The sequence below is a fragment of the Pseudomonas sp. Root329 genome (assembly GCF_001424925.1).
GTDB classification, from domain to species: Bacteria; Pseudomonadota; Gammaproteobacteria; order Pseudomonadales; family Pseudomonadaceae; genus Aquipseudomonas; species Aquipseudomonas arabinosi.
Genome location: NZ_LMCV01000002.1, coordinates 238396 through 259836, shown reverse-complemented (window position 1 = coordinate 259836; position 21441 = coordinate 238396). Strand labels below are relative to the sequence as shown.

The following is a 21441-nucleotide window of genomic DNA, read 5'->3' as shown; positions in this document are numbered from 1 at the left end:
CCATCAATGCAAGGAAACACCATGAAAAATACTCTGTTCTCACTGTTCGCCCTGACCGCTGCGCTGAGTGTGCAGCCGGCCATGGCCCAAGACGCGCTGGAGCTGTTCAAGAGCAAACCCTGCGCAGCCTGCCACTCCATCGACACCAAGATTGTCGGCCCGGCGCTCAAGGATGTGGCGGCCAAGAACGCTGGCGTACCCGGGGCCGTGGACACCCTGGCCGGCCACATCAAGAACGGCACGCAAGGCAATTGGGGCCCGATGCCCATGCCGGCCAACCCGGTGACTGAAGAAGAAGCAAAAATTCTCGCGACCTGGGTACTGACACTCAAATAACCGCCTGGAGGGCGTCATGATGGTTTATCGACACGCTGTGATTCTGGCGGCCCTCCTCCTCATTTGCGCAACCGCGGTTGCGGCGCCGGACGCCCAGCGTCAGGCGCAACTCGAACACCTGCTGACCCAGGACTGCGGCGCCTGCCATGGGCTGCACCTGACCGGCGGGCTGGGCCCCGAACTGACGCGCGCAGCGCTGGCCGGCAAGTCACGGAACAGCCTGATTGCCACCGTCGCCCAAGGCCGGCCCGGCACCGCGATGCCCGGTTGGGCTCCGTTGCTCAGCCCCGGTGACATCCGTTGGCTGGTCGATCTTCTTCTCCAGGGATATCCCGCACCATGATCCGTTCAATCCTGCTGTCAGCGGCGACCGGGCTGTTGTTGTCCGCTTGCGTTCAGCCACCGTTGCGCGGCACTGGCGACTTGGGCGTGGTCGTGGAGCGCGCCACCGGTAGCGTGCAAATCATCGAAAGCGACACCCACACCGCGCTGGCCCGACTCGAGGGTTTCGGCGACCTGTCCCATGCCTCGGTGGTGTTCTCCCGTGACCAGCGTTTCGCCTATGTATTCGGCCGCGATGGCGGGTTGAGCAAAATCGATTTGCTGACCCGGCGTATCGACCATCGCGTCATCCAGGGCGGCAACAGCATTGGCGGCGCCATCAGTCAGGACGGCAAGTTGATCGCGGTGTCCAACTACGTGCCCGGCGGGGTCAAAGTGTTCGATGCCGACTCTCTGCAACTGGTGGCCGATATTCCGGCCACGCCCCTGGCCGATGGCAGCAAGCGCTCCCGGGTGGTCGGTCTGGTCGACGCGCCGGGGCAACGTTTTGTGTTCAGCCTGTTCGATACCGGCGAGATCTGGACCGCCGATTTCAGTCAGGGCAACACACCGCAGATCAACCGTTTCACCGGCATCGGTGAGCAACCCTACGACGCCCTGATTACGCCCGATGGGCGTTATTACATGGCCGGGCTGTTCGGGGAAGACGGCATGGCGCAACTCGACCTCTGGCATCCAGAACGCGGCGTGCAGCGAGTACTCGGCGACTACGGACGCGGCCAGGCGAAACTCCCGGTCTACAAAATGCCGCACCTGGAAGGCTGGGCTGTCGCCGATAACCAGGCCTTCGTGCCCGCCGTTGGCCGTCATCAAGTGCTGGTGATGGATTCACGCACCTGGCAGCAGACCGCGGTGATCCCGGTCGCCGGCCAACCGGTGTTCGTCACCTCGCGTCCGGACGGTCGGCAGCTGTGGGTCAATTTCGCCTACCCGGACAACGATCGGGTTCAAGTCATCGACACCGAAACCCATGCCGTGGTCGCGGATCTGAAGCCGGGGCCGGCGGTGCTGCACATGGAATTCACCGCACGCGGCGACCAGCTGTGGCTGTCGTTACGCGACGGCGATCAGGTGCAAGTCTGGGATCCGTACCGCCTGAAGCTGCTGAGCACCCTGCCCGCCAGTGCGCCGAGCGGCATCTTCTTCAGCAGTCGCGCGCAGAAAATGGGGTATTGAAATGAACCTTGAACTGCTCAGTCGCCAACTCATCGACCGCTTCCAGCACGGCATGCCGCTGTGCCCGTCACCGTACAAGGAGATGGCGCGGATTCTCGGGTGCCGCGAATCGCAAGTAATGGCCTGCCTGGAAGAAATGGATCAGACCGGCACCCTCTCACGCATCGGCCCGGTGTTCGAACACAGCCGCGCCGGGGCCAGCACCCTCGCCGCCCTCGCCGTGCCCGCCGAACGCCTGCAACAGGTGGCCGATCGCGTCAGTCAGTACCCGGAGGTCAATCACAATTACGCACGGGAGCATTTCTACAACCTGTGGTTTGTGCTGACCGCCCCTGATCGACAACACATCGACCGCGTGCTCAAAGAACTGGAGAACGACACCGGCCTCATGCCGCTGGACCTGCCGATGTTGACCGCCTACCGCATCGACCTGGGCTTTGCCCTGGGAGAAAACTCATGACATCTGGATTGAGCCCCCAACAAGCGCTGGCGCTGCGCCGGCACCTCGAAGGCGGATTGCCGCTGGTAGCGCGCCCCTATCAGGAACTCGCCGAACGAATAAACACCGACGAAAACCAGGTGCTCGAGCAAATGCGCCAGTGGAGCGAGCAAGGACTGTTTCGCCGTATCGGCCTGGTGCTGCACCATCGCGCGCTGGGCTTTACCGCCAACGCCATGCTGGTGCTGGATATTCCCGACGCGCTGATCGACGAAGTCGGCCAGCGCCTGGGGCGAGCGCCCGGCATTAACCTCTGCTATCAGCGGCCACGGCGCTTGCCGCAGTGGCGGTACAACCTGTTTTGCATGGTGCACGGGCGTCAACGGGAGCAGGTGGAGGCGCAGATCCAGGCGTTGCTCGAAGACCATCTGCTCAGCGACCTGCCCCATCAACTGCTGTTCAGCACCCAGGTCTTCAAACAGTGCGGCGGACGCTTTGCGCCCTCGCGCACAGGAGCACCGACCCATGGATGACCTCGACCGTCGCCTGATCAACCGCTTGCAACTGGGCCTGCCGCTGGTGCGCCACCCTTGGCGGGTATTGGCGGACGAACTGGAGACCAGCAGCACTGAACTGCTCGGCCGACTGCATGCCCTGCTCGATGACGGCGTGCTCACACGCTTCGGCCCGATGTTCGACATCGAACGGCTGGGCGGCGCCTTCACCCTCGCCGCGCTGGCGGTCCCGGAAGAACGTTTTGAAGACGTCGCCGAGCAACTGCATGACCTGCCTGAAGTGGCGCACAACTATCGACGCGAGCATGCCTGGAACATGTGGTTCGTGCTCGCCTGCGCAACTGAACATGACCTGATCGAGACCCTGCACCACATCGAAACCCTGACCGGCTTGCCGCTGCTCAACCTGCCCAAAGAGGAAACCTACCATGTCGGTCTGTATTTCCCGGCCTGAAGACACCCTCGTCCAGCGCCTGATCGTGTTGACCCAGGCCGGTCTGCCGCTGCTGGACGACCCGTGGGCGTGGCTCGCCGAACAGTTGGGACTGAACATCGAAGCCACCCTGGATCTGCTCAAGCGCTTGCAAGCCGAAGGTGCGATTCGACGGATTGCCGCCGTGCCCAATCACTACCGACTGGGCTATCGCCACAACGGCATGACGGTCTGGGATGTGCGCGACACCGACATGCCGCGCCTCGGTGCGCTGATTGGCGCGCAACCCTTCGTCAGCCACTGCTATCGCCGCCCGCGCCGAGCCGACTGGCGCTACAACCTGTTCGCCATGGTGCATGGCCGCAGCAGCGATGAAATCAACAACTACCGCGAGCACCTGCGCTATTTGCTGGGCGACGCCTGTGCGGCCGACGAGATGCTGGTGAGCAGCCGCATCCTGAAGAAAACCGGCTTGCGTTTAACGCCAGTCAGTTCAACGCAGACCTTGTAGCAGCTGTCGAGCTTGCGAGGCTGCGTTCGGCTGCGAAGCAGTCGTAAAACCGGTGTGCGAGGTTTATCTGAAACACCGTATCGACTGATTTCACGACTGCTTCGCAGCCGAACGCAGCCTCGCAAGCTCGACAGCTGCTACGGGCATCCGCGCTGAACACGTTCCCGACTTAAGGAGAGTTGCATGTTGAGGATCAGCCAATACCTGCGTGCACTGGTCGGCCAGGCCCCTGCGCCCAGAACCAGTCCACCAGGCAGCAATCGGGCGCCGGTGGTGATCTGGAACCTGCTCAGACGCTGCAACCTGACCTGCAAACATTGCTACGCCACCTCGGCCGACAGTGTCTTTCGCGACGAACTGGATACGGCCGCTGCGCTGACCGTGATTGACGACCTGCACGATGCCGGCGTCAAGGTGTTGATTCTTTCCGGTGGCGAACCGCTGTTGCGCGAGGATTTGTTTGTGCTCAGCGCCTACGCCCGGACCAAGGGTTTCTTTGTGGCCTTGTCCACCAACGGCACGCTGATCGATGAGCAGAACATCGCGCAGATCAGCGCGGCGAATTTCGACTACGTCGGGATCAGCATCGATGGCCTGGAAGCCACCCATGACGCTTTCCGCCAACTCAAGGGCAGCTTCGCCCGTTCCATGCAGGCGATCCGGCTCTGTCGCGAGCAGGGCATTCGCGTCGGGCTGCGCACCACCCTGACCCAGGAGAACCATCAACAACTGCCCCAACTGCTGGCGCTGATGCGCGAGTACGACGTGCAAAAGTTCTATCTGTCGCACCTCAACTACAGCGGTCGCGGCAAACGCAGTCGCAAACTCGATGCGCACCAGCAGATGAGCCGCGAGGCCATGACGTTGATCTTCGAGCGCGCCTGGGCAGACATCCAACAGGGCCGCGACAGCGATTTTGTCAGCGGCAACAACGATGCCGACGCCATTCTCCTGCTGCAATGGGCAGGCCTTCGTCTGCCTGAGCATTACCCACGGCTGGAAAAAATGCTCCGCGCCTGGGGCGGCAACGCATCGGGCAGCGGCATCGCCAACATCGACAACACCGGCGAAGTACACCCGGACACCTACTGGTGGCAGCACTCGGTGGGCAACGTCCGGCGCACGCCGTTCCGCACGTTGTGGCTGGATCAGCCGGATGCCCTGCTATCGCGCCTGCGTGAACATCCCCGCGCCGTCGGTGGCCGTTGCGCGCAATGCCGCTGGTTGCCCATCTGCAACGGCAACACCCGCACCCGCGCCTGGGCCGAGGGTGATTTGTGGGGCCAGGACCCCGGCTGCCACCTCAGCGATGACGAAATCGGAATTCCGCCGTCAGTAAACATCCCTTGCATCACCCACTGAATAGCCCGTCCGGCCAACCACCTGACAAAGGCTGGGGCCGGTCAACCTGATGAAGCACCAAGGACGTCCCATGCCTCCATCGATTGCTATACCGGCCACACTTGAGTCCCCGTTCCGACCGGGCGAAGTTGCCCTGGTCGGCGCCGGCCCCGGCGATCCACGCCTGCTGACCCTGCGCGCCTGGAGCCTGTTGATGCAGGCCGACGCCGTGGTCTATGACCGACTGATCAGCCCCGAGCTACTGTCGTTGATCCCTCTCACCTGCGCCCGCCATTACGTCGGCAAGGCCAGCGGCTGCCACAGCCTGCCCCAGGAACAGATCAACGAACTGCTCGCCGACCTCGCCGATCAAGGGCAGCGCGTGGTCCGACTCAAGGGCGGCGACCCGTTCATTTTTGGTCGCGGCGCCGAGGAGCTGGAGTACCTGCTGCAACGCGGCATCGACTGCCAGGTGGTCCCGGGCATCACCGCCGCGTCCGGCTGCAGCGCCTACGCGGGCATACCGTTGACCCACCGCAACCTGGTCAATTCCTGCCGGTTCATCACCGGCCATTTGCAACGCGATGGCGAGTTGTCGCTGCCCTGGAGCAGCCTCGCCGACAGTAGCCAGACCTTGGTGTTTTACATGGGCTTGTCGAACCTGGGGATCATCGCTCAACGCTTGATCGAAGCCGGGCTGTCGGCTGATACACCGGCGGCGCTGATCAGCAACGGCACGCGTCCCGACCAGCACGTCGCCCGTGGCAAGCTGCACCAATTGCCGACCCTGGCGCTGGATTGTCCACCGGGCATTCCGACGCTGACGGTGATCGGCACGGTGGTCGATCTGTTTGGCGCAGAACAACTGGAATACCCGGCGCGGCTTTACCCGGCTCAAGCGCTGCAACGCCACGCCAAGGTGGCGATATGAGGCGCATCGTCCTTGCCCACCTGTTATGGGTCATTGCGGCCCAGGCCGGCGCTACGAATCCGGCACTTGAACAAGCCGAGAAAAACTACCAGCAACACTGCCAGAGCTGCCATGGGGCCAATCGTCTCGGTGGTGCGGGGCCGGCGTTGTTGCCGGAGAGTCTCAGCCGGATCAAACCCGATGAAATCCGCAGCGTGATTCAGAACGGCCGCCCCGCGAGCCAGATGGCCGGCTATGCCAACGTGTTCAGCCCCACGCAGATCGATGCCCTGGTGGATTACCTTCAGCAACCGCCCGCCACCCCGCCCACCTGGAGCAATGACGACATTCTCGGCAGTCACTCGATGCTCGCGGACCTCAGCAAATTGCCCACCACACCCCAGCATGGCGCCGACCCGCTGAACCTGTTCGTGGTGGTGGAAGCCGGCGACCATCACATCGACATCCTCGACGGTGACCGCTTTGAGGTGCTGGCGCGGTTTGCTTCGCACTTCGCCGTGCATGGCGGGCCGAAGTTTTCGCCGGATGGACGCTTCGTCTACTTCGCCTCCCGTGACGGCTGGATCAGCCTGTATGACTTGCACAACCTGAAACTGATCGCCGAGGTTCGCGCCGGGCTCAACACCCGCAACCTGGCGGTGAGCAAGGATGGACGCTGGGTGCTGGTGGGCAACTACTTGCCCGGCAACGTGGTGGTGCTCGATGCCCGCGATCTGTCGCTGGTCAAAACCATTCCCACGATCGGTCAGGACGGTACCGCGTCACGGGTCAGCGCGGTCTACTCCGCCCCGCCGCGCGACAGTTTCATCGTGGCGCTCAAGGACGTGAAGGAAGTCTGGGAACTGTCCTGGGCTGGCACACCGAATTTCGAACCACGGCGGATTCCTGCCGGGGATTTCCTCGACGATTTCTCCTTTTCACCGGACTACAAGCAGTTGCTGGCGACGTCGCGCAAGGCCCAGGGCGGTCAGGTGATCGATCTCGACAGCGGCAAGGTGATCACCGACATACCGCTGCCAGGCATGCCGCATTTGGGCTCGGGGACTTATTGGAAACGTAACGGAGAGTGGGTGTTCGCCACGCCGAATATCAGCAAGGGGCTGATCTCGGTCATCGACTTCAAGACCTGGAAACTGATCAAGGAAATTCCGACCCTGGGGCCGGGGTTTTTCATGCGCAGTCACGTCAATTCACGGTATGCCTGGAGTGATGTGTTCTTCGGGCCGGACAACGATGCGATCCACCTGATTGACAAACAGACGCTTGAAATTGCCCACACACTGCGCCCGATGCCCGGGAAAACTGCCGCTCATGTTGAGTTCACTCGGGATGGCCGTTTCCTGCTGCTGAGCATTTGGGCCACCGACGGTGCGCTGATCGTGTACGACAGCAACACCCTCCAGGAGATCAAACGCATTCCGATGAACAAGCCTTCGGGCAAGTACAACGTGGGGAACAAGATTGAGTTTGCCGAGGGTACTTCGCATTAGGCCTTGGGTGTATATCCGTTTTTTCGGTAACGGCGGCTGGCGGTTTCGCTTTTACAGCGAGTCACTTTGGAAAAGCCCCAAAGTAACCAAAGGGCTTTTGCCCCTTTCGTTCGGTGGCTCGCTTAGGCTCGCCATGCCCTCGCTCCGGTCCTGCTCCGTGGGCCCGCCGCCATCGGCCATCCATGGCCGGGGGCGGCTAACCCGGCATCCATGCCGGGTTGCCCACTGCGCAGAACCTCCACTCGGCCTCTCGAGGGTGCGGGCACCGCAAAAGCACCGCGAGGCGGCCTACCGGCCGGCCTGTTTCTTCAAGCGTACGCATTTCCCCTGTGGGAGCGGGCTTGCTCGCGAAGGGGTCGTGTCAATCGACATCAATGGCGGCTGCCAGTCCGCCTTCGCGAGCAAGCCCGCTCCCACATTTGGATTTTTGCGAGGTCCGGTTTGGGTGTACGCCGCCGATGATCTGCGGGAGCGGACTCGAAGGATAGGCCGCCTCGCTTTGGCTTTTGATCTTGATCTTGATCTGCCCCGTCGGAAGGCCGAGCGCAGGTTCTGCGCAGTGGGCACCGCGGCATGGATGCCGCGGTAGCCGCCCCCGGCCATGGATGGCCGATGGCGGCGGGCCCACGGAGCAGGACCGGAGCGAGGGCATGAGGCACCGTACGTCAGGGGCACGAGCGTTTGGTTACTTGGCGCTTTTCCAAGTGACCCGCTGTAAAAGCGGAACCAATAGCAGCCGTTACCGCAGAAACGGATATGTACCCCGAACCCTTCAGCCCAAGGTGTACCCGTTATCAACCTTCCAGTCCTGACCATAAACACCCCGAGCCCCCTGCGACAGCTGAAAGACAATCACATTGGCCACCGCCGCCGCATCAAGAAAATGCCCCGGCAACAGACGTTTCCCCAGCGTGTCGGCAACATCGCCAAGCTCCCCCTCGCTCAACCCCAGGTTGTCCCACATCGAAGTCGCCGTCGGCCCCGGCGAGACCAGATTAATGCGCACATCAAAACTCGCAAACTCCACCGCCAGCGTCCGCGCCTGAGCCGCCAGCGCAGCCTTGCTGGCAATGCACGCAGCCAACCCCGGAAAGCTCGAACCCGTCAGGAAACTTCCGACAAACACCACCGAAGCCGGGTTCGCCAATTCACCCCGCAACGCCGCCAGCGTATTCAACGCCCCGGCACCATTGACCGCCCACTGACGCTGGAAGGCCGCCATATCCAGACTGTCAGCCATTTCGGCAATCCCCGCATTGGGCACCAGATAGTCCACGGGCCCAATCGCCGCAGCGCGCTCGGCCAGTTCGCGCAGGTCTTGCTGACTCGTGACATCCCCGGCAAACCATTGCAACCGTTCCCCGTAGATCTGCTGCAACGCCGGCAGTTCACCGAGGGTCCGTGACATCGCCAGCACCTTGACCCCGCGCGGCAACAGCGCGGCGCACAGTGCCAGGCCAATCCCGGAGCTGGCGCCGGTGACCACCGCCAAACGATCCTGAAACTCGGTTTTCATCATTTTCTCCTGGGCATCACGGATGCCAAGCACTGGGGACGTAGCGAGCCCTATCTTTGAACAGGAGAAGAAAAAACGACTTGACGGCGATCAGGCTTTTTCAACGGCGTTAGTGTTGCTGCAACAGCGCCGGAGTGATCTCGCTGAAGCGCAGCAAGCGACCGCCCTGTTCAGCGGCAAGCTTTTCAGCGGCCTCACGACTGGAGAACGACGCCAGCACCACGCCCATGGCGCCTTTGAGTTGGGTGCCGACCACGTAGAACGCGTCTTTGGCATCGATCAGGTGAGCGTCATCCGGTGCATTCCACGGGCTGCGGCCCATGTCGTGGACATACAGTTTTGCATCGCCATGATGATTTTCCGGCTGCAACCACCAACCGATCATTTCCGCCGTGGAGCAGAACTTCTTGACCCCGGCCCGCTCGACCACTTCGCCCTTGGGCCCGGGGAATCCATTGATGATCATCCCGCAGACATGGCATTCATCACTGGGATGAAAGGCTGCGGCCGCGCTGCTGTAGGTGGCTTGCGCCGGATTGTCACAGGCCGTCAGCAACAGACACATCATCAGGCCCGCCACCGCGCGCATTGTCGTCAGATAAAACGTACTCATCGTCAACTACTCCTAAAAACCAAAGTGAAAATTCATGTCGCCCGGCGACGAAACAACAGCCAGGCCGAGCCCAATGGCACCGCCACCCACAGTGACAGGCACAGCCAGAGCATCGAGCCCGGCATCGGCAAATCGCTGCCCAGCGTCAGCACACCCCCAGTACTGGCGCCAGGCTCAAAACCGGAGAGGTTGATCAGGCGGTAGATGTCGGCCGGATTGAGCAGCAGCAACCAGGGCAGCACTTTGGGGTTGAACTGCCCTTCGCTGAGCACCAACAGCGCCAGCAGCGCGAGGTCGAACACCAGCACGAAGAAGAACCAGACGCCCAGCGCCAGTCCGGCCGCCGTGGACTTCTCGGCAGACACACTGCTCAGCACATAGGCCAGCCCCAGAAACCCCCAGCCCAGCAACGTCGACGACGCCATGAACCGGCCAAAGGCCCAGAGCAGCAGGCTCAGCTCGACATCGTCCACCAGCACGGCAATGGCCAGCATGGCGCAGCCGAAACCGATCAGTGTCGCCAGCGCCAGGATCAACCCGTGGCCGACAAACTTGCCCAGCAGAATCTGCCCGCGACCCAACGGGTACGTCAGCAACAGCAGCAACGTGCCGCTCTCGTCCTCGCCGACGATGGCGTCATAGGCCAGCAGCAAGGCAATCAACGGCATCAGAAACGTTGCCAGACTGGCGAGGCTGGCGATGGTGGCCGGCACCGAGGTGAAACCCAATTGCCCGGAAGCTGCGGCGCCCAGCCAGGCGATGCCGATGGCCAGCACCGCGAACAACACACTGATCGCCAACAACCAGCGATTGCGCAAACCGTCGCTGAACTCCTTGCGGGCCATGTTCCAGACAGCGTTCATACGGCCTCCCCGATCGGCGCCGCACCGGCCCGGCTCATGTAGTAGCGGTAAATATCTTCCAGAGACGGCTGATGGATTTCCACGTCGGCCGGTTCGTCTTCATTGAGCAGTTGGCGCAACAGCCCGAGCTTGCTGCCATTGAGCGCGGCCACTTCAAGCCCTTCGACGCCCCAGCGCTCGGTGACGTGCCCGGCGTTATTCCAGCGTTGCTGCAAGGGTCCGGCGTGCTTGAGGCCGTTGGCGCGAATCAGCGTCGGCAACCCGGCTTCCTCACGCAAACTGTGGAGACTGCCGAGGGCCAGCAGGCGGCCCTGGGTCAGAATCGCCGCGCGGTTGATGTGCGCCTCGACGCCCGGCAATACGTGGGAACAGAGGATGATGCTGGTGCCCTGGCTACGCAGGCGATCGAGCAAGCGATAAAGGTCCTGGGTCGCAATGGGATCGAGGCCGACCGTCGGTTCGTCGAGTAGCAACAAACGCGGCTCGCCGAGCAGCGCTTGCGCCAGCCCCAGGCGTTGACGCATGCCTTTGGAGTAGGTCTTGACCCGTCGATGCGCGGCACCGGCCAGGCCGACTTCCTCCAGCAGGACGTCCACCTGAGCGGACGCGGCGCCTTTAAGCCGCGCGAAATGGCGCAAGGTCTCAAGACCGCTCAGCTGCGGGTAAAACGTCACGTTCTCCGGCAGATAACCGAGCAGGCGCCGCACATGCGGATCACTGGGCAAACGGCCGAACACCCTGACCTGCCCTTCACTGGGCTGGAGCAGGCCAAGCACCAGTTTCATGCTGGTGGTCTTGCCCGCGCCGTTGTGCCCGAACAAGCCCAGCACTTCCCCTTCCGCCAGGCTGAGGTTGAGCTGATGCAACACGGTGGCATGCCCATAGCGCTGGCTCACATCTTGTAGGTCGATGACGTTCATGAGGTGGGCTCCTGGGTCAGGGTTTGAGTGGATGACTTCATCAGCGGATGACTGTCCAGCACCCCCGGCGATTTCATCACCGGAAAGGCCCGTTGCACCCAGCGCAGCAACTCGATGCCGGGGCTGTTCATCAACAGGCGCACCTGCGGGTACAGCCACAGCAGACGGTCGACGTTGTCGTTGGGTTCGTAAGCGATATCGCCGAGGCCATCGTTGTTGCGGTCCCAGCCCAGGTAATCGCTCCAGTAATTGCCGCGGCCATCCACCGACCATTCCTGCAAGCGGGTGGCGACGTACTTGACCTGCCGCTGGTTGCCGACAAACGCGTTGTCGGCGATGCGGTTGTCCTCCGAGCCGGCGGTGAGATGAATACCCACGGCGCTGTGCTCGAAGTGGTTGTGTTCGATGCTGTTGAACAGCGAGTTGTAGATGAACAGCGCCTTGCCCTCGGCGCCGCTGATCATGCTGTCGCCGGTCGAGCCGTCGCGCACGTCAGTGACGAAGTTGTCACGCAAGGTTGAATAGGTGATGTAGTTCATCAGGATCCCGTAGTTCTGATCCTGTTCGGAGCGATTGCCGATCACCGTGAGCTTGCGGCTTTGCATCAAGGCGTAGCCGGTGCGGGTTCGGCGGGTGGTGTTGCCGATCAGTTGGTTATCGTTGGCGAACATGTAATGCACGCCGTAGCGCAGGTCTTCCAGGGTATTGCCCTGCAGCAGGTTACCGTTGGAAGTGTCGATGTAGATGCCGTCGCGGGTGTCGCGCACCTGGTTGCCAATGACCTTGGCACCATGCACCGCATACAGATGAATGCCGTTGCCGCGATCTTGCGAGCGCATCGCCGGATCGCCCTGAATGCGGTTGTCGACCAGGCTCACATCCTGCGTACCGTCGACCCAGATACCGAAGCCCTTACCCTGCAAGCGATTGCCTTTTATTACCGCTCCATGGGCTTTGGGCTGGATAAACACCGCTGCATTCATGGCCGTGAGGTCGTGGCCCCAGTCCAGAAAGGTGCAGCCCTCGATGCCGACATCCGGCGCACTGATGATCACACCGTTGCCCTGCCCCTCGCCCTGAAATACCGCGCCCGGCTCGCAGACAATCTGCATCGGTTGATCGACGCTGAACGAACCACGGTATTCCCCTGCCGGCAGGTGCCAGCGTTGATCGGCGTCCACCGTCAACGGCAGCGTGGTGATGGGTTGCACCGCCAGCGCGCTGCCGGACATCAGCAGGAGCGCAAGCGCAATGACCTTCACCGGGTTTCCCTTGCTATCAGTCATTGCTTCGCTCCTGTCGATGGGCAACGGTCAGGCCTTTTCGACCTTCATGCGGCCGACCATTTCCATGTGCAGCGCATGGCAGAACCAGCTGCAGTAGTACCAATGCAGGCCAGCCTTGTCGGCGATGAAGGTGATCGATGAGGTCTGCTGCGGGCTGATCTCCATGCTCACGCCATGGTTGGTCATCACGAAGCCGTGGGTCACGTCTTCAATCTGGTCGATGTTGGTGATGGTCACCGTGACCTCGTTGCCCTGCTTGACGGTGAACTCCGGCAGGCCGTAGGCCGGGGCCATCGAGGTCATGTAGACGCGGACTTTATTACCGTCGCGAATGACCTTGTTGTCGGTCTCCAGCTTGATCCCGTCCTTCGCAGCGATCACCACGGTTTCGGCAAAAAACGGGTCGTTGCGGTCCCAGATTTTCTTGGTCTTGATCTGGTCGCGGCGGGCCATGACGCAGTCGTGGGGTTCGGCAAAGGCTGGGCCGTCGTGCACCAGTTTCATTTCCTCACCGGAAATATCGATCAACTGATCGTTTTCCGGGTGCAGCGGGCCGGTCGGCAGGAAGCGGTCCTTGGAAAACTTGCTGAGCACCATCAGCCATTGGCCGTCGGCCTCGCGGGTTTCGGTCAGCGACGCATGGTTGTGCCCCGGCTGATACTGCACGTCGAGTTTCTGCTTGATGTAGTTGACCTTCTCGCCGGTGTAGGCGCGAACGGCCTCTTCCACGTTCCACTTCACCACCTGGCTGTCGATAAACAGCGTGGTGTAGGCATTGCCGCGTCCGTCGTAAGTGGTGTGCAGCGGACCCAGACCCAGCTCGGGCTCGCCGACCACCGCGTCACGCGGATCCTTGAGTTTGTCGTCGAACAAATCATCCAGCTTCGCAGTGGCGATGATCGTGCAAGTGGGCGAGAGCTTGCCGGCGGCAATGAAGTACTTGCCATCGGGCGTCATATTGATCCCGTGGGGGTTCTTCGGCACCGGGATGTAACGCGTGAACGCGCTGTCCTTGCCGTCGTTTTTGCGTCCATCGACCACCGGGACTTTGGAGCCGTCCAGGGTAATGAACTTGCCAGCCTTGATCGCCGCTTCGATACGCGGGATGTTGAACACCACCACCCAGTCGCGCTCGTTGCGCATCATGCCGCCCAGGTCGTAGGCCTTCTCCGAGTTGTAGCAGGTCGAGGCCGCGTACTTGCCGGTGTAGTCGGCGTCGGTGTTATCGAGGTTGCCGTCGACGATGACCTGGAAGGCCATTTCCATCTTCTCGGCATCAATGGCGTTGAACATCGTGTAGCTGTTCTTGTCTTGCAGGTCGAAGGTGCTGCCGTCATTGGGGTGCGGAATCACGAATTCGGCATTGGCGAACACGTATTTGGTGTGCGGCACTTTTTGCAGGCGCAGCCCGTGAACCGCCTGCACATTGGGCACGGTGAGCATCTTGTCGCACTTCATGATGTCCAGACGGATACGCGCAACGCGGCTGTTGGCCTTGTCATTGATGAACAGGTATTTGCCGTCGTACTTGCCGTCGGTCATGGACAAGTGCGGGTGGTGGCAATCGCCATTCTGGAAATGCGCGCTGTCGCCCATGATCCGTTTGCTTTCGTTGGTCAGGCCCCAACCGGTGGCGGAATCGACGTTGAACACCGGAACACGCAACAACTCGCGCATCGACGGAATGCCCATGATCCGCACTTCACCCTGATGGCCGCCGCTCCAGAAACCGTAGTACTGGTCCAGTTCGCCCGGCCCCACGTGAGTTTTCAGTTGCGCGTCCTTGGCCGCTGCCGCCCATGTCTCACGGGTGAATACCGCGCCACCGATGGCCGTGGCACCGGCCAGTACCGCGCCGGTCACCGCGCTGGTGCCAAGGAAGCCGCGACGACTGAGGCCGGTCGGTTCCGGCACTTCAGTGGTTTTTTTGGATTCTGTGTCGTTCATCAGGTGTTTTCCTTGAAGGGATAAAAACGGTCACTGCGGACAGGCGCTCGCGGGGTTCATTCCAGAGCGGTCACTTCCACGACAGGTATCAGTTGCACAGCGGCGGGTGCCGGTTTGCCGCGTTTCTTGCGCTTGTTGATCAGCGGCGGGCATTTGTTGTCGTTCTGGTACGTCATCTGGCAATCGAGGCAGTAGTGGCACTCGTTGGCATTGATCCGGCCATCGGGATGAATCGCCTGGATCTCGCATTCCTTGGCGCACAGTTGGCAGGGCGTGCCGCAGTCCTTGCGGCGTTTGAGCCAGTCGAACAGGCGAAATTTGCTCGGAATCGCCAGCGCCGCACCCAACGGGCAGATGTAGCGGCAATAGACTTTGCGCGTGAAAATATTGATGACCAGCAGCGCCACCGCGTAGAGCACGAACCACCACTGGCGGTCGAACCGGAGGGTGATGGCGGTCTTGAACGGTTCCACCTCGGCGAACAGTTCGGCGGTGGACATCGACTCCAGGGAGATGCCGAACAGCAGCAGCAAAATGATGTATTTGATCGCCCACAGGCGCTCATGCACGGCGAACGGTAATTCGTATTGAGGGATTTTCAGCTTGCGCGCGGCCTCGTTGATCAACTCTTGCAAGGCGCCAAACGGGCACAGCCAGCCGCAGAACACGCCACGCCCCCACAGCAGAATGCTGGCGGCGGCGAAGACCCAGAGCATGAAGATCAGCGGATCGGTGAGAAACAGCTCCCAGCGAAAGTGATCGAACAGCGCATGGGCGAAGGTCAGGACATTGACCACTGACAACTGCCCCAGCGCATACCAGCCGATAAACACCACGGTAAAGACCAGGTAACCCCGACGCAGCCAGTGCAAGAAATGTGGCCGGCGGGTGAACGTGTCCTGCAGGAACAGGATCGCCGTCAGCAGCAACAACGCAGTCCCGAGCACGGCGATCTGGAAGGATTTCTGGTACCAGATGGTCAACCACATTGGCCGACTGGCTTCCTCGATGGCCGCCAGTTCTTCGGCGCTGGGCAGTGGGCGCTCAAGGTAGGGCTCGGGCAGTTGATAAGGCAGTTCGAAGCTGCTGAACGTGCCGCTGAGCGGGCCGGTCTGGCGACGTACCAGCAACTCCAGGGACCAGGGCGATCCCGGATCAAACTTCGCCGGTTCGCGCACTATGAAAATCGACATCTCAGTGAATTCCGGCATGCCCTTGGCAAACACATCGGAGAGCCGCTGATGGTCCATGTCGCGAAAGCTGATGACGTTGCCGAACTGGCGCAATTGCACTCGATCGAAAATTCCGCCGCGCACATACCCCGAGCCTTTATAGGAAAACAGCCCACGGCCCAGCACCGCGATGGCCTGTTCGCCGGGCTTGAGGTCTTGCATGAGGAAGCGATATTGGTTGTCGCCCAGCAGCGCGCGGCCGATGGTCGGCGGATTCAGGTCGGCGGTGTACAGCTCGATAAAGGTCTCATCAACCTGGTCGGCGGCGGCATTGTCGACACCTTCGGCATCGGTGCCCTTGAAGGCTACGTCGACCTGGCCACGGGTCAGGTTCAAGCGGCGGATGGCGCCGTTGCCGGTCAGTTGTTCCCAGGTGGCGGGCTCGAAAAAGTCCTGGCGCACGATGGCGGCCTTGCGTGCCACACCAGCCGTGTCCTCGATCAGCTTGAGCGATACGGCCACCTCGTGGGCGGCGCGCATGATGACCTCGTTGACCACCATGGCGGTGACGGTTGCGCCGGCGATGGCATCGACGGTGACCGCGTTCGGATCACTGGAATGGCCGACGACGACCCGCTGACTGACTTTGATCCCTTTGTATTTCGCGCTGAAGTTGTGAAGTTTTGCCTCAGGAATGCCAATCAGCAGAATCGGCTCGTGGTGTTCCAGCACATAGGCATCCTGAATCATGCCGGTGGTGTCGAGGATCACCTGGGTGTTGATCGGTTTGCCCGAGTAGGCCGGAATATCCACCACGTCCAGGCTCTGGAACACATAACCGAGCACCTTGCCGGCGGCGGACAGCGTGCGCACCTTGAACCGGCCTTCGGGGGCGGAAACGGAATCGGTCTGAGGGAAGGTTTTCTCGATACGCTGCTGCTCGATGTCACCGTATTGCTTGGCCTGCGCTCCTTCGAAGGTGGCAAGCATCAGCATCAGCAGAACCACCAGCCCGACGCCCCAGGCGCGCAGGTTGGCGTGTATCGAAGGCTGATGGATTGTCATGGGTTCGCTGATTTCAAAAGGGCTTTCGGTCATGTTAGGGAGCGTTGCGCCCCCTGCCCTTGATTGAAATCAACTTAGGAAATTAGCCCCGGGAGACCAGTTAAGCCATATCTGCCGCAACGCAAACCTTGTAGCAGCTGGCGAAGCCTGCGTTCGGCTGCGCAGCAGTCGTAAAACCTGAATACACGGTGAGTCTGACACTCCGCGTTGGCTGATTTTACGACTGCTGCGCAGCCGAACGCAGGCTTCGCCAGCTGCTACAGAATTTGCGTTGCGGCTGAAATGGTTTGACTGATCAGCATTAGGCTCCAGGGTCTCAAACCGTGCGTGAAAACTGGCCTTTTTGCTCACCGCCCAGATAGGCGTCAAACGCCATCGCGGCACTGCGCATCATCAAATGCCCTTGTGGCAACAGCACCAATTCGTCGCGGTGAATCTGCAGCAATCCATCGCGCACATGCTCGCCCAGCTGCGCCAGCGCCTCGGCAAAGTACTCGGTGAAGCGAATGCCATGACGCGCCTCATACTTGTCGAACGCGATACGGCCATGGCACATCAGGTCGCTGATCACCTCGCGGCGCAGCAGGTCGTCGGCGTTCAAGCGGTAACCGCGATGCACCGGCAACAACCCTTGATCGATACGGGCGTAGTACTGCGATAGCTCCTTGACGCTTTGGCTGTAGCTGTCGCCGACCTTGCCGATCGACGACACCCCAAGGCCGATCAAATCGCAGTCGGCATGGGTGGAATAGCCCTGAAAGTTACGCTGCAGAGTGCCGTTGGCCCGGGCCAGCGCCAGTTCGTCATCCGGCAAGGCGAAATGATCCATGCCGATATAGACATAACCGGCCTCGGTCAGACGGCGAATAGTCAGCTCGAGCAGTTCCAGCTTGCGCTCCGGTGGCGGCATGTCGGCGGGACGAATCAGCCGTTGCGCGCGGACCATCTCCGGCAGATGCGCGTAACTGTAGGCGGCAATCCGGTCCGGACGCAGCGCGATGATCTTGCTGAGGGTGACGTCGAAACTCTGCACGGTTTGCAGTGGCAGGCCGTAGATAAGGTCGACGCTGATCGACTTGAATTGCGCCTCGCGCGCCGCCGCGACCAGCGCATAAATCTGCTCTTCACTTTGCTGGCGATTGACCGCCGCCTGCACGTCGGGGTCGAAATCCTGCACGCCGAAACTCAGGCGATTGAAGCCCAACTGGCGCAACGATTGAATCTGCTCGGTGCTGATGGTGCGCGGGTCAACCTCGATGGAGAACTCATGGTCATCGCTGTCATCCATGTTGAATGCCTGGTGCAGGCAGTCCATCAGGTCCGCCAGCTGCTCACTGGTCAAATAGGTCGGCGTGCCGCCTCCCAGGTGCAACTGAGTAAGTTTGCGGGTGTTGTCGAACAAGGCCGCCTGCATCGCGATTTCACGCTTGAGGTACTTCAGGTACTCGACGGCACGATGGGTTTTCTGGGTAATGATTTTGTTGCAGGCGCAGTAGTAACATAGGCTTTTGCAGAACGGGATGTGGATGTACACCGACAACGGTTTCGGCGCGGCCACCTGATTGCTGTCACGGGCGGCACGCTGATAGTCGTCAACGGCAAACGCCTGGTGAAACTGCGGCGCCGTGGGGTAAGAGGTATAGCGCGGCCCCGGGCGGTCGTACTTTTCGACCAGGGCGCGATTGAAATCAAATGTCGTGTTCATGATCGATCAACTCGCAAATGGGGTTAATGCCTCGCACCGCCCAAATCCTTTTCAAACAGGTTGCAGATGACATCCACTTCCGGCCGACCGGCGGGAAGGATGCTGATGAAGCGGTCTGACAATTCAATCAACCCATCCCGGCTCAATTGCTCCAGCAACGGCCAGACAGCGGAAAAGTACTTTGAAAAAACCAGCCCGTAGCGCCGCTCGACGGCGCGGATATCCAGTTCCTGATCACAGGCCAGACGCTCCGTGACCATTTGCCGGATCTGATCCCCCGCCTCGAAGCGCCAGCCTCGACACGTCGGCAATTGCCGCATGTCCAGTTGTTGCTGATAGCGTTCAATCTCGTCGGTGTTTTGCGTGTACAAATCGTCGATCTGGCTGATCGCGCCCAAACCAAATCCAACATGATCGCAATAGCCGTGACGGGAGAAACCCTCGCAAGTACGGCGCAACCGGCCGCGCTCCTGGGCGACTGCCAGATCATCATCAGGCCGGACAAACTGCCCCAGACCAATGTAGTGATAACCCGCGCACAGCAGTTGATCAAAGCAGATCTGGCGCATCGCGCCTTTATCGTCCTGGCTGCACAGCGCTCTGACTTTGTCGCCGAGCACCGGCCGATAGCGGCGTGGTGGCCGGGCATAATCGAACACCATCAGCCGGTCCGGCTCCAGCTCGATAATGCTCGCCAGCTTCAGCGCAAAACTGTCTGGCGTCTGCCAGGCATGGCCAAACCCCAGATCGACATTGATGGATCGAAAACCAAAGGTGCGCGCGGCATCCATGAGCGACTGGATCGGCGCCGGGTTCTGGTAGCAGGCCACCGACCTGTCACAGTCGGTGTCGATATCCGGAACGCCAATGCTGACGTGATTGAATCCCTGATTGCGCAGCAACCCCATGGTCGACCAGTCGGTGTGGTGAAGGTCCACCTCGACGCTGTAGTCGCCGCCTTCATGTTCGAGAAAATTGAACCGGCCACGCAGATGACTCATCAGCCGTTCCAGATGGGCAGGTGCGGGAGTTCCGCCTCCCAGATGAAACTGCTCGACCCGTTGCTCCGCACCCAGGTGACAACCGACGAGGTCGATTTCCTGCTCCAGGTGCTGAAGGTACTGCTCGATACCGTTGTGCTCGCCGGCGATATCGCGCGGGGCACAGGAAGACGGCTTGAGGCTGGAAGGCAGTTGCACGTTCAGGGACAGCGGACGGCACTTCTGGCGGCTGACGCGCAATGCACGAAGCAGGTCCAGAGAGCCAATACCGTCATGAAATTTTTGTGTGTCGGCATGGCAGTTAGGGTCAAGCACGCCTTGATCGCACCGGGCGATCTCGCCTGGGTTGTGAAATAAATCGAGCATGACGGTCTCCGAGACTGGCTGCGGACTTTCAGTCTCCGGGTTTAACCATCAATGCTCCTTGATTTGCATCAAGCGCAAGCGAAGTGTCTGCACAACGGACCACCGGTCAAACCCGATTACCACGTCAGGTAAAACATGCCCTTGGCCAGCAGCACGATAACGACCATGTGGCAGAACAGGCTGCCATGGATGAAGTGCAGGTATCGCGGGCTCATCCGGCCGCTTTTGAACAACAACATGGCGCCGAGGAAATGCAGCAGCACGCTCACGGCCACCGCGATTTTCAACGCCAGCAATGTGCCGAACGATGAGGCCAGTGGTGAGGCCAGGGCTGGCAAGTAACGCAACCAGACCATGCCCAGCCCCGCACCGAACAACACCAGCAGCACCCACGGCATCAGCGAGCGAGCCCGGCGGCCGATGCCCTGCTCCACCAGCAGCATCACCCTGGCGGGTAGCTGTTTGCGGATGCTTTCCAGGAACAGGACTTCAAAGAACACCGTGCCGATGAAAGTCAGGGCGGCAAACAGGTGCAAGGTCAGAATCAGCGGATAGATCATGGTGTTTTCGCCTTGGGTCAAGGCAACCCGCGCTACGGCGAACATTGGGGTGAGCGCACTGGCTGTCGGTCTCTTGAGACTACAGAGACCGCCTGGTTATGCGGTTGATACCGATCAAGAAAGCCGTTTAAAACCCCCAGGCTCGTGTGCATATCCGTTTTTGCGGTCATGGCTGCTGGCGGTTTCGCTTTTACAGCGGGTCACTTTCGAAAAGCGCGAAAGTAACCAAAGCGCTTCTGCCCCTTTCGTTCGGTGCCTCGCCTAGGCTCGGCATGCCCTCGCTCCGGTCCTGCCGCCTAGGCTTGGGCCCGCCGCCATCGGCCATCCATGGCCGGGGGCGGCTAACCCGGCATCCATGCCGGGTTGCCCACTGCGCAGAACCTCCACTCGGCCTCTCGAGGGGGCGGTGCATCAAGATCAAAGGCTGCAGGCGAGCTAACGCTCGGCCTGTTGAGTGGTGAGAAGCAAAAGATGTACGCGATCTGCTTTATGTGGGAGCGGCGGTGCGACGATTCGACTTGCTCGCGAAGCTGCTGATCTTGCTGTTGCCGTTGCCGTTGCTTTGGCTTTTGATCTGCCTGCCCCTTTCCCAGAGGCCGAACGCAGGCGTTGCGCAGGGGGYACCGCGGCAAGGATGCCGCGGTAGCCGCCCCCGGCCATGGATGGCCGATGGCGGCGGGCCCCCGGAGCAATGCCTTCGTTACGGCATGCCGAGCCTAGGCGAGGCACCGAATGGTAAAGCGTTTTGCTTCCTTTTGGGCGTCTGCAAAAGGGAGTCGCTGTAAAAGCGAAACCGCCAGCAGCCATCACCGCAGAAACGGATATGTACCCCAACCTTAAGTGAACAGCATTAGGCCTCAAGGGCCGGTTTTTTATTGAACATGCAAATGTAATTAGAATTTCCAACACGCCG

Annotated in this window: 20 protein-coding genes; 10 read left to right on the top strand and 10 right to left on the bottom strand. The window is 60.9% G+C overall.

Annotation, left to right across the window (positions count from 1 at the left end):
* The first annotated feature begins 21 nt into the window (after positions 1 to 21).
* From ASC74_RS04180 to ASC74_RS04135, 10 genes are all read left to right on the top strand, one after another.
* A complete protein-coding gene (locus tag ASC74_RS04180; protein ID WP_056739447.1) occupies positions 22 to 336 on the top strand; it encodes a c-type cytochrome in 315 nt (104 codons plus the stop codon).
* 19 nt (positions 337 to 355) lie between these two features.
* Positions 356 to 679 (top strand): c-type cytochrome, encoded by a 324-nt coding sequence (locus ASC74_RS04175; protein WP_442965764.1) that lies wholly within the window; start codon positions 356 to 358, stop codon positions 677 to 679.
* Positions 676 to 1854, top strand: a complete 1179-nt coding sequence (locus tag ASC74_RS04170; RefSeq protein ID WP_056739443.1) for a cytochrome D1 domain-containing protein — start codon at positions 676 to 678, stop codon at positions 1852 to 1854. Before ASC74_RS04175 ends, ASC74_RS04170 begins: the two co-directional genes overlap by 4 nt.
* A 1-nt stretch (position 1855) precedes the next feature.
* Complete coding sequence (locus ASC74_RS04165) at positions 1856 to 2314, top strand: Lrp/AsnC family transcriptional regulator (protein ID WP_056739441.1); 459 nt, start codon at positions 1856 to 1858, stop codon at positions 2312 to 2314.
* Complete coding sequence (gene ahbB / locus ASC74_RS04160) at positions 2311 to 2826, top strand: siroheme decarboxylase subunit beta (protein ID WP_056739439.1); 516 nt, start codon at positions 2311 to 2313, stop codon at positions 2824 to 2826. The genes ASC74_RS04165 and ahbB (ASC74_RS04160) overlap by 4 nt, the downstream gene beginning before the upstream one ends.
* On the top strand, positions 2819 to 3262 hold the full coding sequence (locus ASC74_RS04155; protein WP_056739437.1) for an Lrp/AsnC family transcriptional regulator: 444 nt from the start codon (positions 2819 to 2821) through the stop codon (positions 3260 to 3262). Before ahbB (ASC74_RS04160) ends, ASC74_RS04155 begins: the two co-directional genes overlap by 8 nt.
* Positions 3237 to 3752, top strand: a complete 516-nt coding sequence (gene ahbB, locus ASC74_RS04150; protein WP_056739435.1) for a siroheme decarboxylase subunit beta — start codon at positions 3237 to 3239, stop codon at positions 3750 to 3752. The genes ASC74_RS04155 and ahbB (ASC74_RS04150) overlap by 26 nt, the downstream gene beginning before the upstream one ends.
* A 183-nt stretch (positions 3753 to 3935) precedes the next feature.
* Complete coding sequence (nirJ, locus tag ASC74_RS04145; RefSeq protein WP_056739433.1) at positions 3936 to 5114, top strand: heme d1 biosynthesis radical SAM protein NirJ; 1179 nt, start codon at positions 3936 to 3938, stop codon at positions 5112 to 5114.
* A 70-nt stretch (positions 5115 to 5184) separates the two neighbouring features.
* The gene (gene cobA, locus ASC74_RS04140; protein WP_056739431.1) at positions 5185 to 6024 is read left to right on the top strand and encodes a uroporphyrinogen-III C-methyltransferase; all 840 of its coding nucleotides are present in this window, start codon (positions 5185 to 5187) and stop codon (positions 6022 to 6024) included.
* Complete coding sequence (locus tag ASC74_RS04135; RefSeq protein WP_056739429.1) at positions 6021 to 7514, top strand: nitrite reductase; 1494 nt, start codon at positions 6021 to 6023, stop codon at positions 7512 to 7514. Before cobA ends, ASC74_RS04135 begins: the two co-directional genes overlap by 4 nt.
* 772 nt (positions 7515 to 8286) lie before the next feature.
* On the opposite strand, the gene ASC74_RS04130 is transcribed toward ASC74_RS04135, so the two are convergent.
* The 10 genes from ASC74_RS04130 to ASC74_RS04085 all read right to left on the bottom strand — a co-directional run bounded on the left by ASC74_RS04130 (position 8287) and on the right by ASC74_RS04085 (position 20528).
* Positions 8287 to 9030: an SDR family NAD(P)-dependent oxidoreductase gene (locus ASC74_RS04130; protein WP_056739427.1), complete on the bottom strand. Its 744-nt coding sequence runs from the start codon at positions 9028 to 9030 to the stop codon at positions 8287 to 8289.
* A 109-nt stretch (positions 9031 to 9139) separates the two neighbouring features.
* The gene (locus tag ASC74_RS04125; RefSeq protein WP_056739425.1) at positions 9140 to 9643 is read right to left on the bottom strand and encodes a nitrous oxide reductase accessory protein NosL; all 504 of its coding nucleotides are present in this window, start codon (positions 9641 to 9643) and stop codon (positions 9140 to 9142) included.
* A 32-nt stretch (positions 9644 to 9675) separates the two neighbouring features.
* Positions 9676 to 10506 carry an ABC transporter permease gene (locus ASC74_RS04120; RefSeq protein WP_056739423.1) on the bottom strand — a complete coding sequence of 277 codons (831 nt, stop codon included), beginning with the start codon at positions 10504 to 10506 and terminating at the stop codon, positions 9676 to 9678.
* Entirely contained in the window at positions 10503 to 11426 is a 924-nt protein-coding gene (locus tag ASC74_RS04115) for an ABC transporter ATP-binding protein (RefSeq protein ID WP_056739421.1), read from the bottom strand. The genes ASC74_RS04120 and ASC74_RS04115 overlap by 4 nt, the downstream gene beginning before the upstream one ends.
* Entirely contained in the window at positions 11423 to 12712 is a 1290-nt protein-coding gene (locus ASC74_RS04110) for a nitrous oxide reductase family maturation protein NosD (protein WP_056739419.1), read from the bottom strand. The genes ASC74_RS04115 and ASC74_RS04110 overlap by 4 nt, the downstream gene beginning before the upstream one ends.
* A gap of 27 nt (positions 12713 to 12739) precedes the next feature.
* A complete protein-coding gene (nosZ, locus tag ASC74_RS04105; protein ID WP_442965763.1) occupies positions 12740 to 14662 on the bottom strand; it encodes a TAT-dependent nitrous-oxide reductase in 1923 nt (640 codons plus the stop codon).
* Between the two features lie 53 nt (positions 14663 to 14715).
* Positions 14716 to 16929, bottom strand: a complete 2214-nt coding sequence (gene nosR / locus ASC74_RS04100) for a transcriptional regulator NosR (RefSeq protein WP_056739415.1) — start codon at positions 16927 to 16929, stop codon at positions 14716 to 14718.
* 283 nt (positions 16930 to 17212) lie between these two features.
* Positions 17213 to 18601, bottom strand: a complete 1389-nt coding sequence (hemN, locus tag ASC74_RS04095) for an oxygen-independent coproporphyrinogen III oxidase (protein ID WP_056739413.1) — start codon at positions 18599 to 18601, stop codon at positions 17213 to 17215.
* 23 nt (positions 18602 to 18624) lie between these two features.
* Positions 18625 to 19968, bottom strand: a complete 1344-nt coding sequence (locus tag ASC74_RS04090) for a coproporphyrinogen III oxidase (RefSeq protein WP_056739411.1) — start codon at positions 19966 to 19968, stop codon at positions 18625 to 18627.
* Between the two features lie 116 nt (positions 19969 to 20084).
* Positions 20085 to 20528 carry a CopD family copper resistance protein gene (locus ASC74_RS04085; RefSeq protein ID WP_056739722.1) on the bottom strand — a complete coding sequence of 148 codons (444 nt, stop codon included), beginning with the start codon at positions 20526 to 20528 and terminating at the stop codon, positions 20085 to 20087.
* Between the last annotated feature and the right edge of the window lie 913 nt (positions 20529 to 21441).

Coding starts and splice junctions, on each gene's coding strand:
- ASC74_RS04180 (WP_056739447.1), top strand. CDS start 22: ATGAAAAATACTCTGTTCTCACTGTTCGCCCTGACCGCTGCGCTGAGT.
- ASC74_RS04175 (WP_442965764.1), top strand. CDS start 356: ATGGTTTATCGACACGCTGTGATTCTGGCGGCCCTCCTCCTCATTTGC.
- ASC74_RS04170 (WP_056739443.1), top strand. CDS start 676: ATGATCCGTTCAATCCTGCTGTCAGCGGCGACCGGGCTGTTGTTGTCC.
- ASC74_RS04165 (WP_056739441.1), top strand. CDS start 1,856: ATGAACCTTGAACTGCTCAGTCGCCAACTCATCGACCGCTTCCAGCAC.
- ahbB (WP_056739439.1), top strand. CDS start 2,311: ATGACATCTGGATTGAGCCCCCAACAAGCGCTGGCGCTGCGCCGGCAC.
- ASC74_RS04155 (WP_056739437.1), top strand. CDS start 2,819: ATGGATGACCTCGACCGTCGCCTGATCAACCGCTTGCAACTGGGCCTG.
- ahbB (WP_056739435.1), top strand. CDS start 3,237: ATGTCGGTCTGTATTTCCCGGCCTGAAGACACCCTCGTCCAGCGCCTG.
- nirJ (WP_056739433.1), top strand. CDS start 3,936: ATGTTGAGGATCAGCCAATACCTGCGTGCACTGGTCGGCCAGGCCCCT.
- cobA (WP_056739431.1), top strand. CDS start 5,185: ATGCCTCCATCGATTGCTATACCGGCCACACTTGAGTCCCCGTTCCGA.
- ASC74_RS04135 (WP_056739429.1), top strand. CDS start 6,021: ATGAGGCGCATCGTCCTTGCCCACCTGTTATGGGTCATTGCGGCCCAG.
- ASC74_RS04130 (WP_056739427.1), bottom strand. CDS start 9,030: ATGAAAACCGAGTTTCAGGATCGTTTGGCGGTGGTCACCGGCGCCAGC.
- ASC74_RS04125 (WP_056739425.1), bottom strand. CDS start 9,643: ATGAGTACGTTTTATCTGACGACAATGCGCGCGGTGGCGGGCCTGATG.
- ASC74_RS04120 (WP_056739423.1), bottom strand. CDS start 10,506: ATGAACGCTGTCTGGAACATGGCCCGCAAGGAGTTCAGCGACGGTTTG.
- ASC74_RS04115 (WP_056739421.1), bottom strand. CDS start 11,426: ATGAACGTCATCGACCTACAAGATGTGAGCCAGCGCTATGGGCATGCC.
- ASC74_RS04110 (WP_056739419.1), bottom strand. CDS start 12,712: ATGACTGATAGCAAGGGAAACCCGGTGAAGGTCATTGCGCTTGCGCTC.
- nosR (WP_056739415.1), bottom strand. CDS start 16,929: ATGACCGAAAGCCCTTTTGAAATCAGCGAACCCATGACAATCCATCAG.
- hemN (WP_056739413.1), bottom strand. CDS start 18,601: ATGAACACGACATTTGATTTCAATCGCGCCCTGGTCGAAAAGTACGAC.
- ASC74_RS04090 (WP_056739411.1), bottom strand. CDS start 19,968: ATGCTCGATTTATTTCACAACCCAGGCGAGATCGCCCGGTGCGATCAA.
- ASC74_RS04085 (WP_056739722.1), bottom strand. CDS start 20,528: ATGATCTATCCGCTGATTCTGACCTTGCACCTGTTTGCCGCCCTGACT.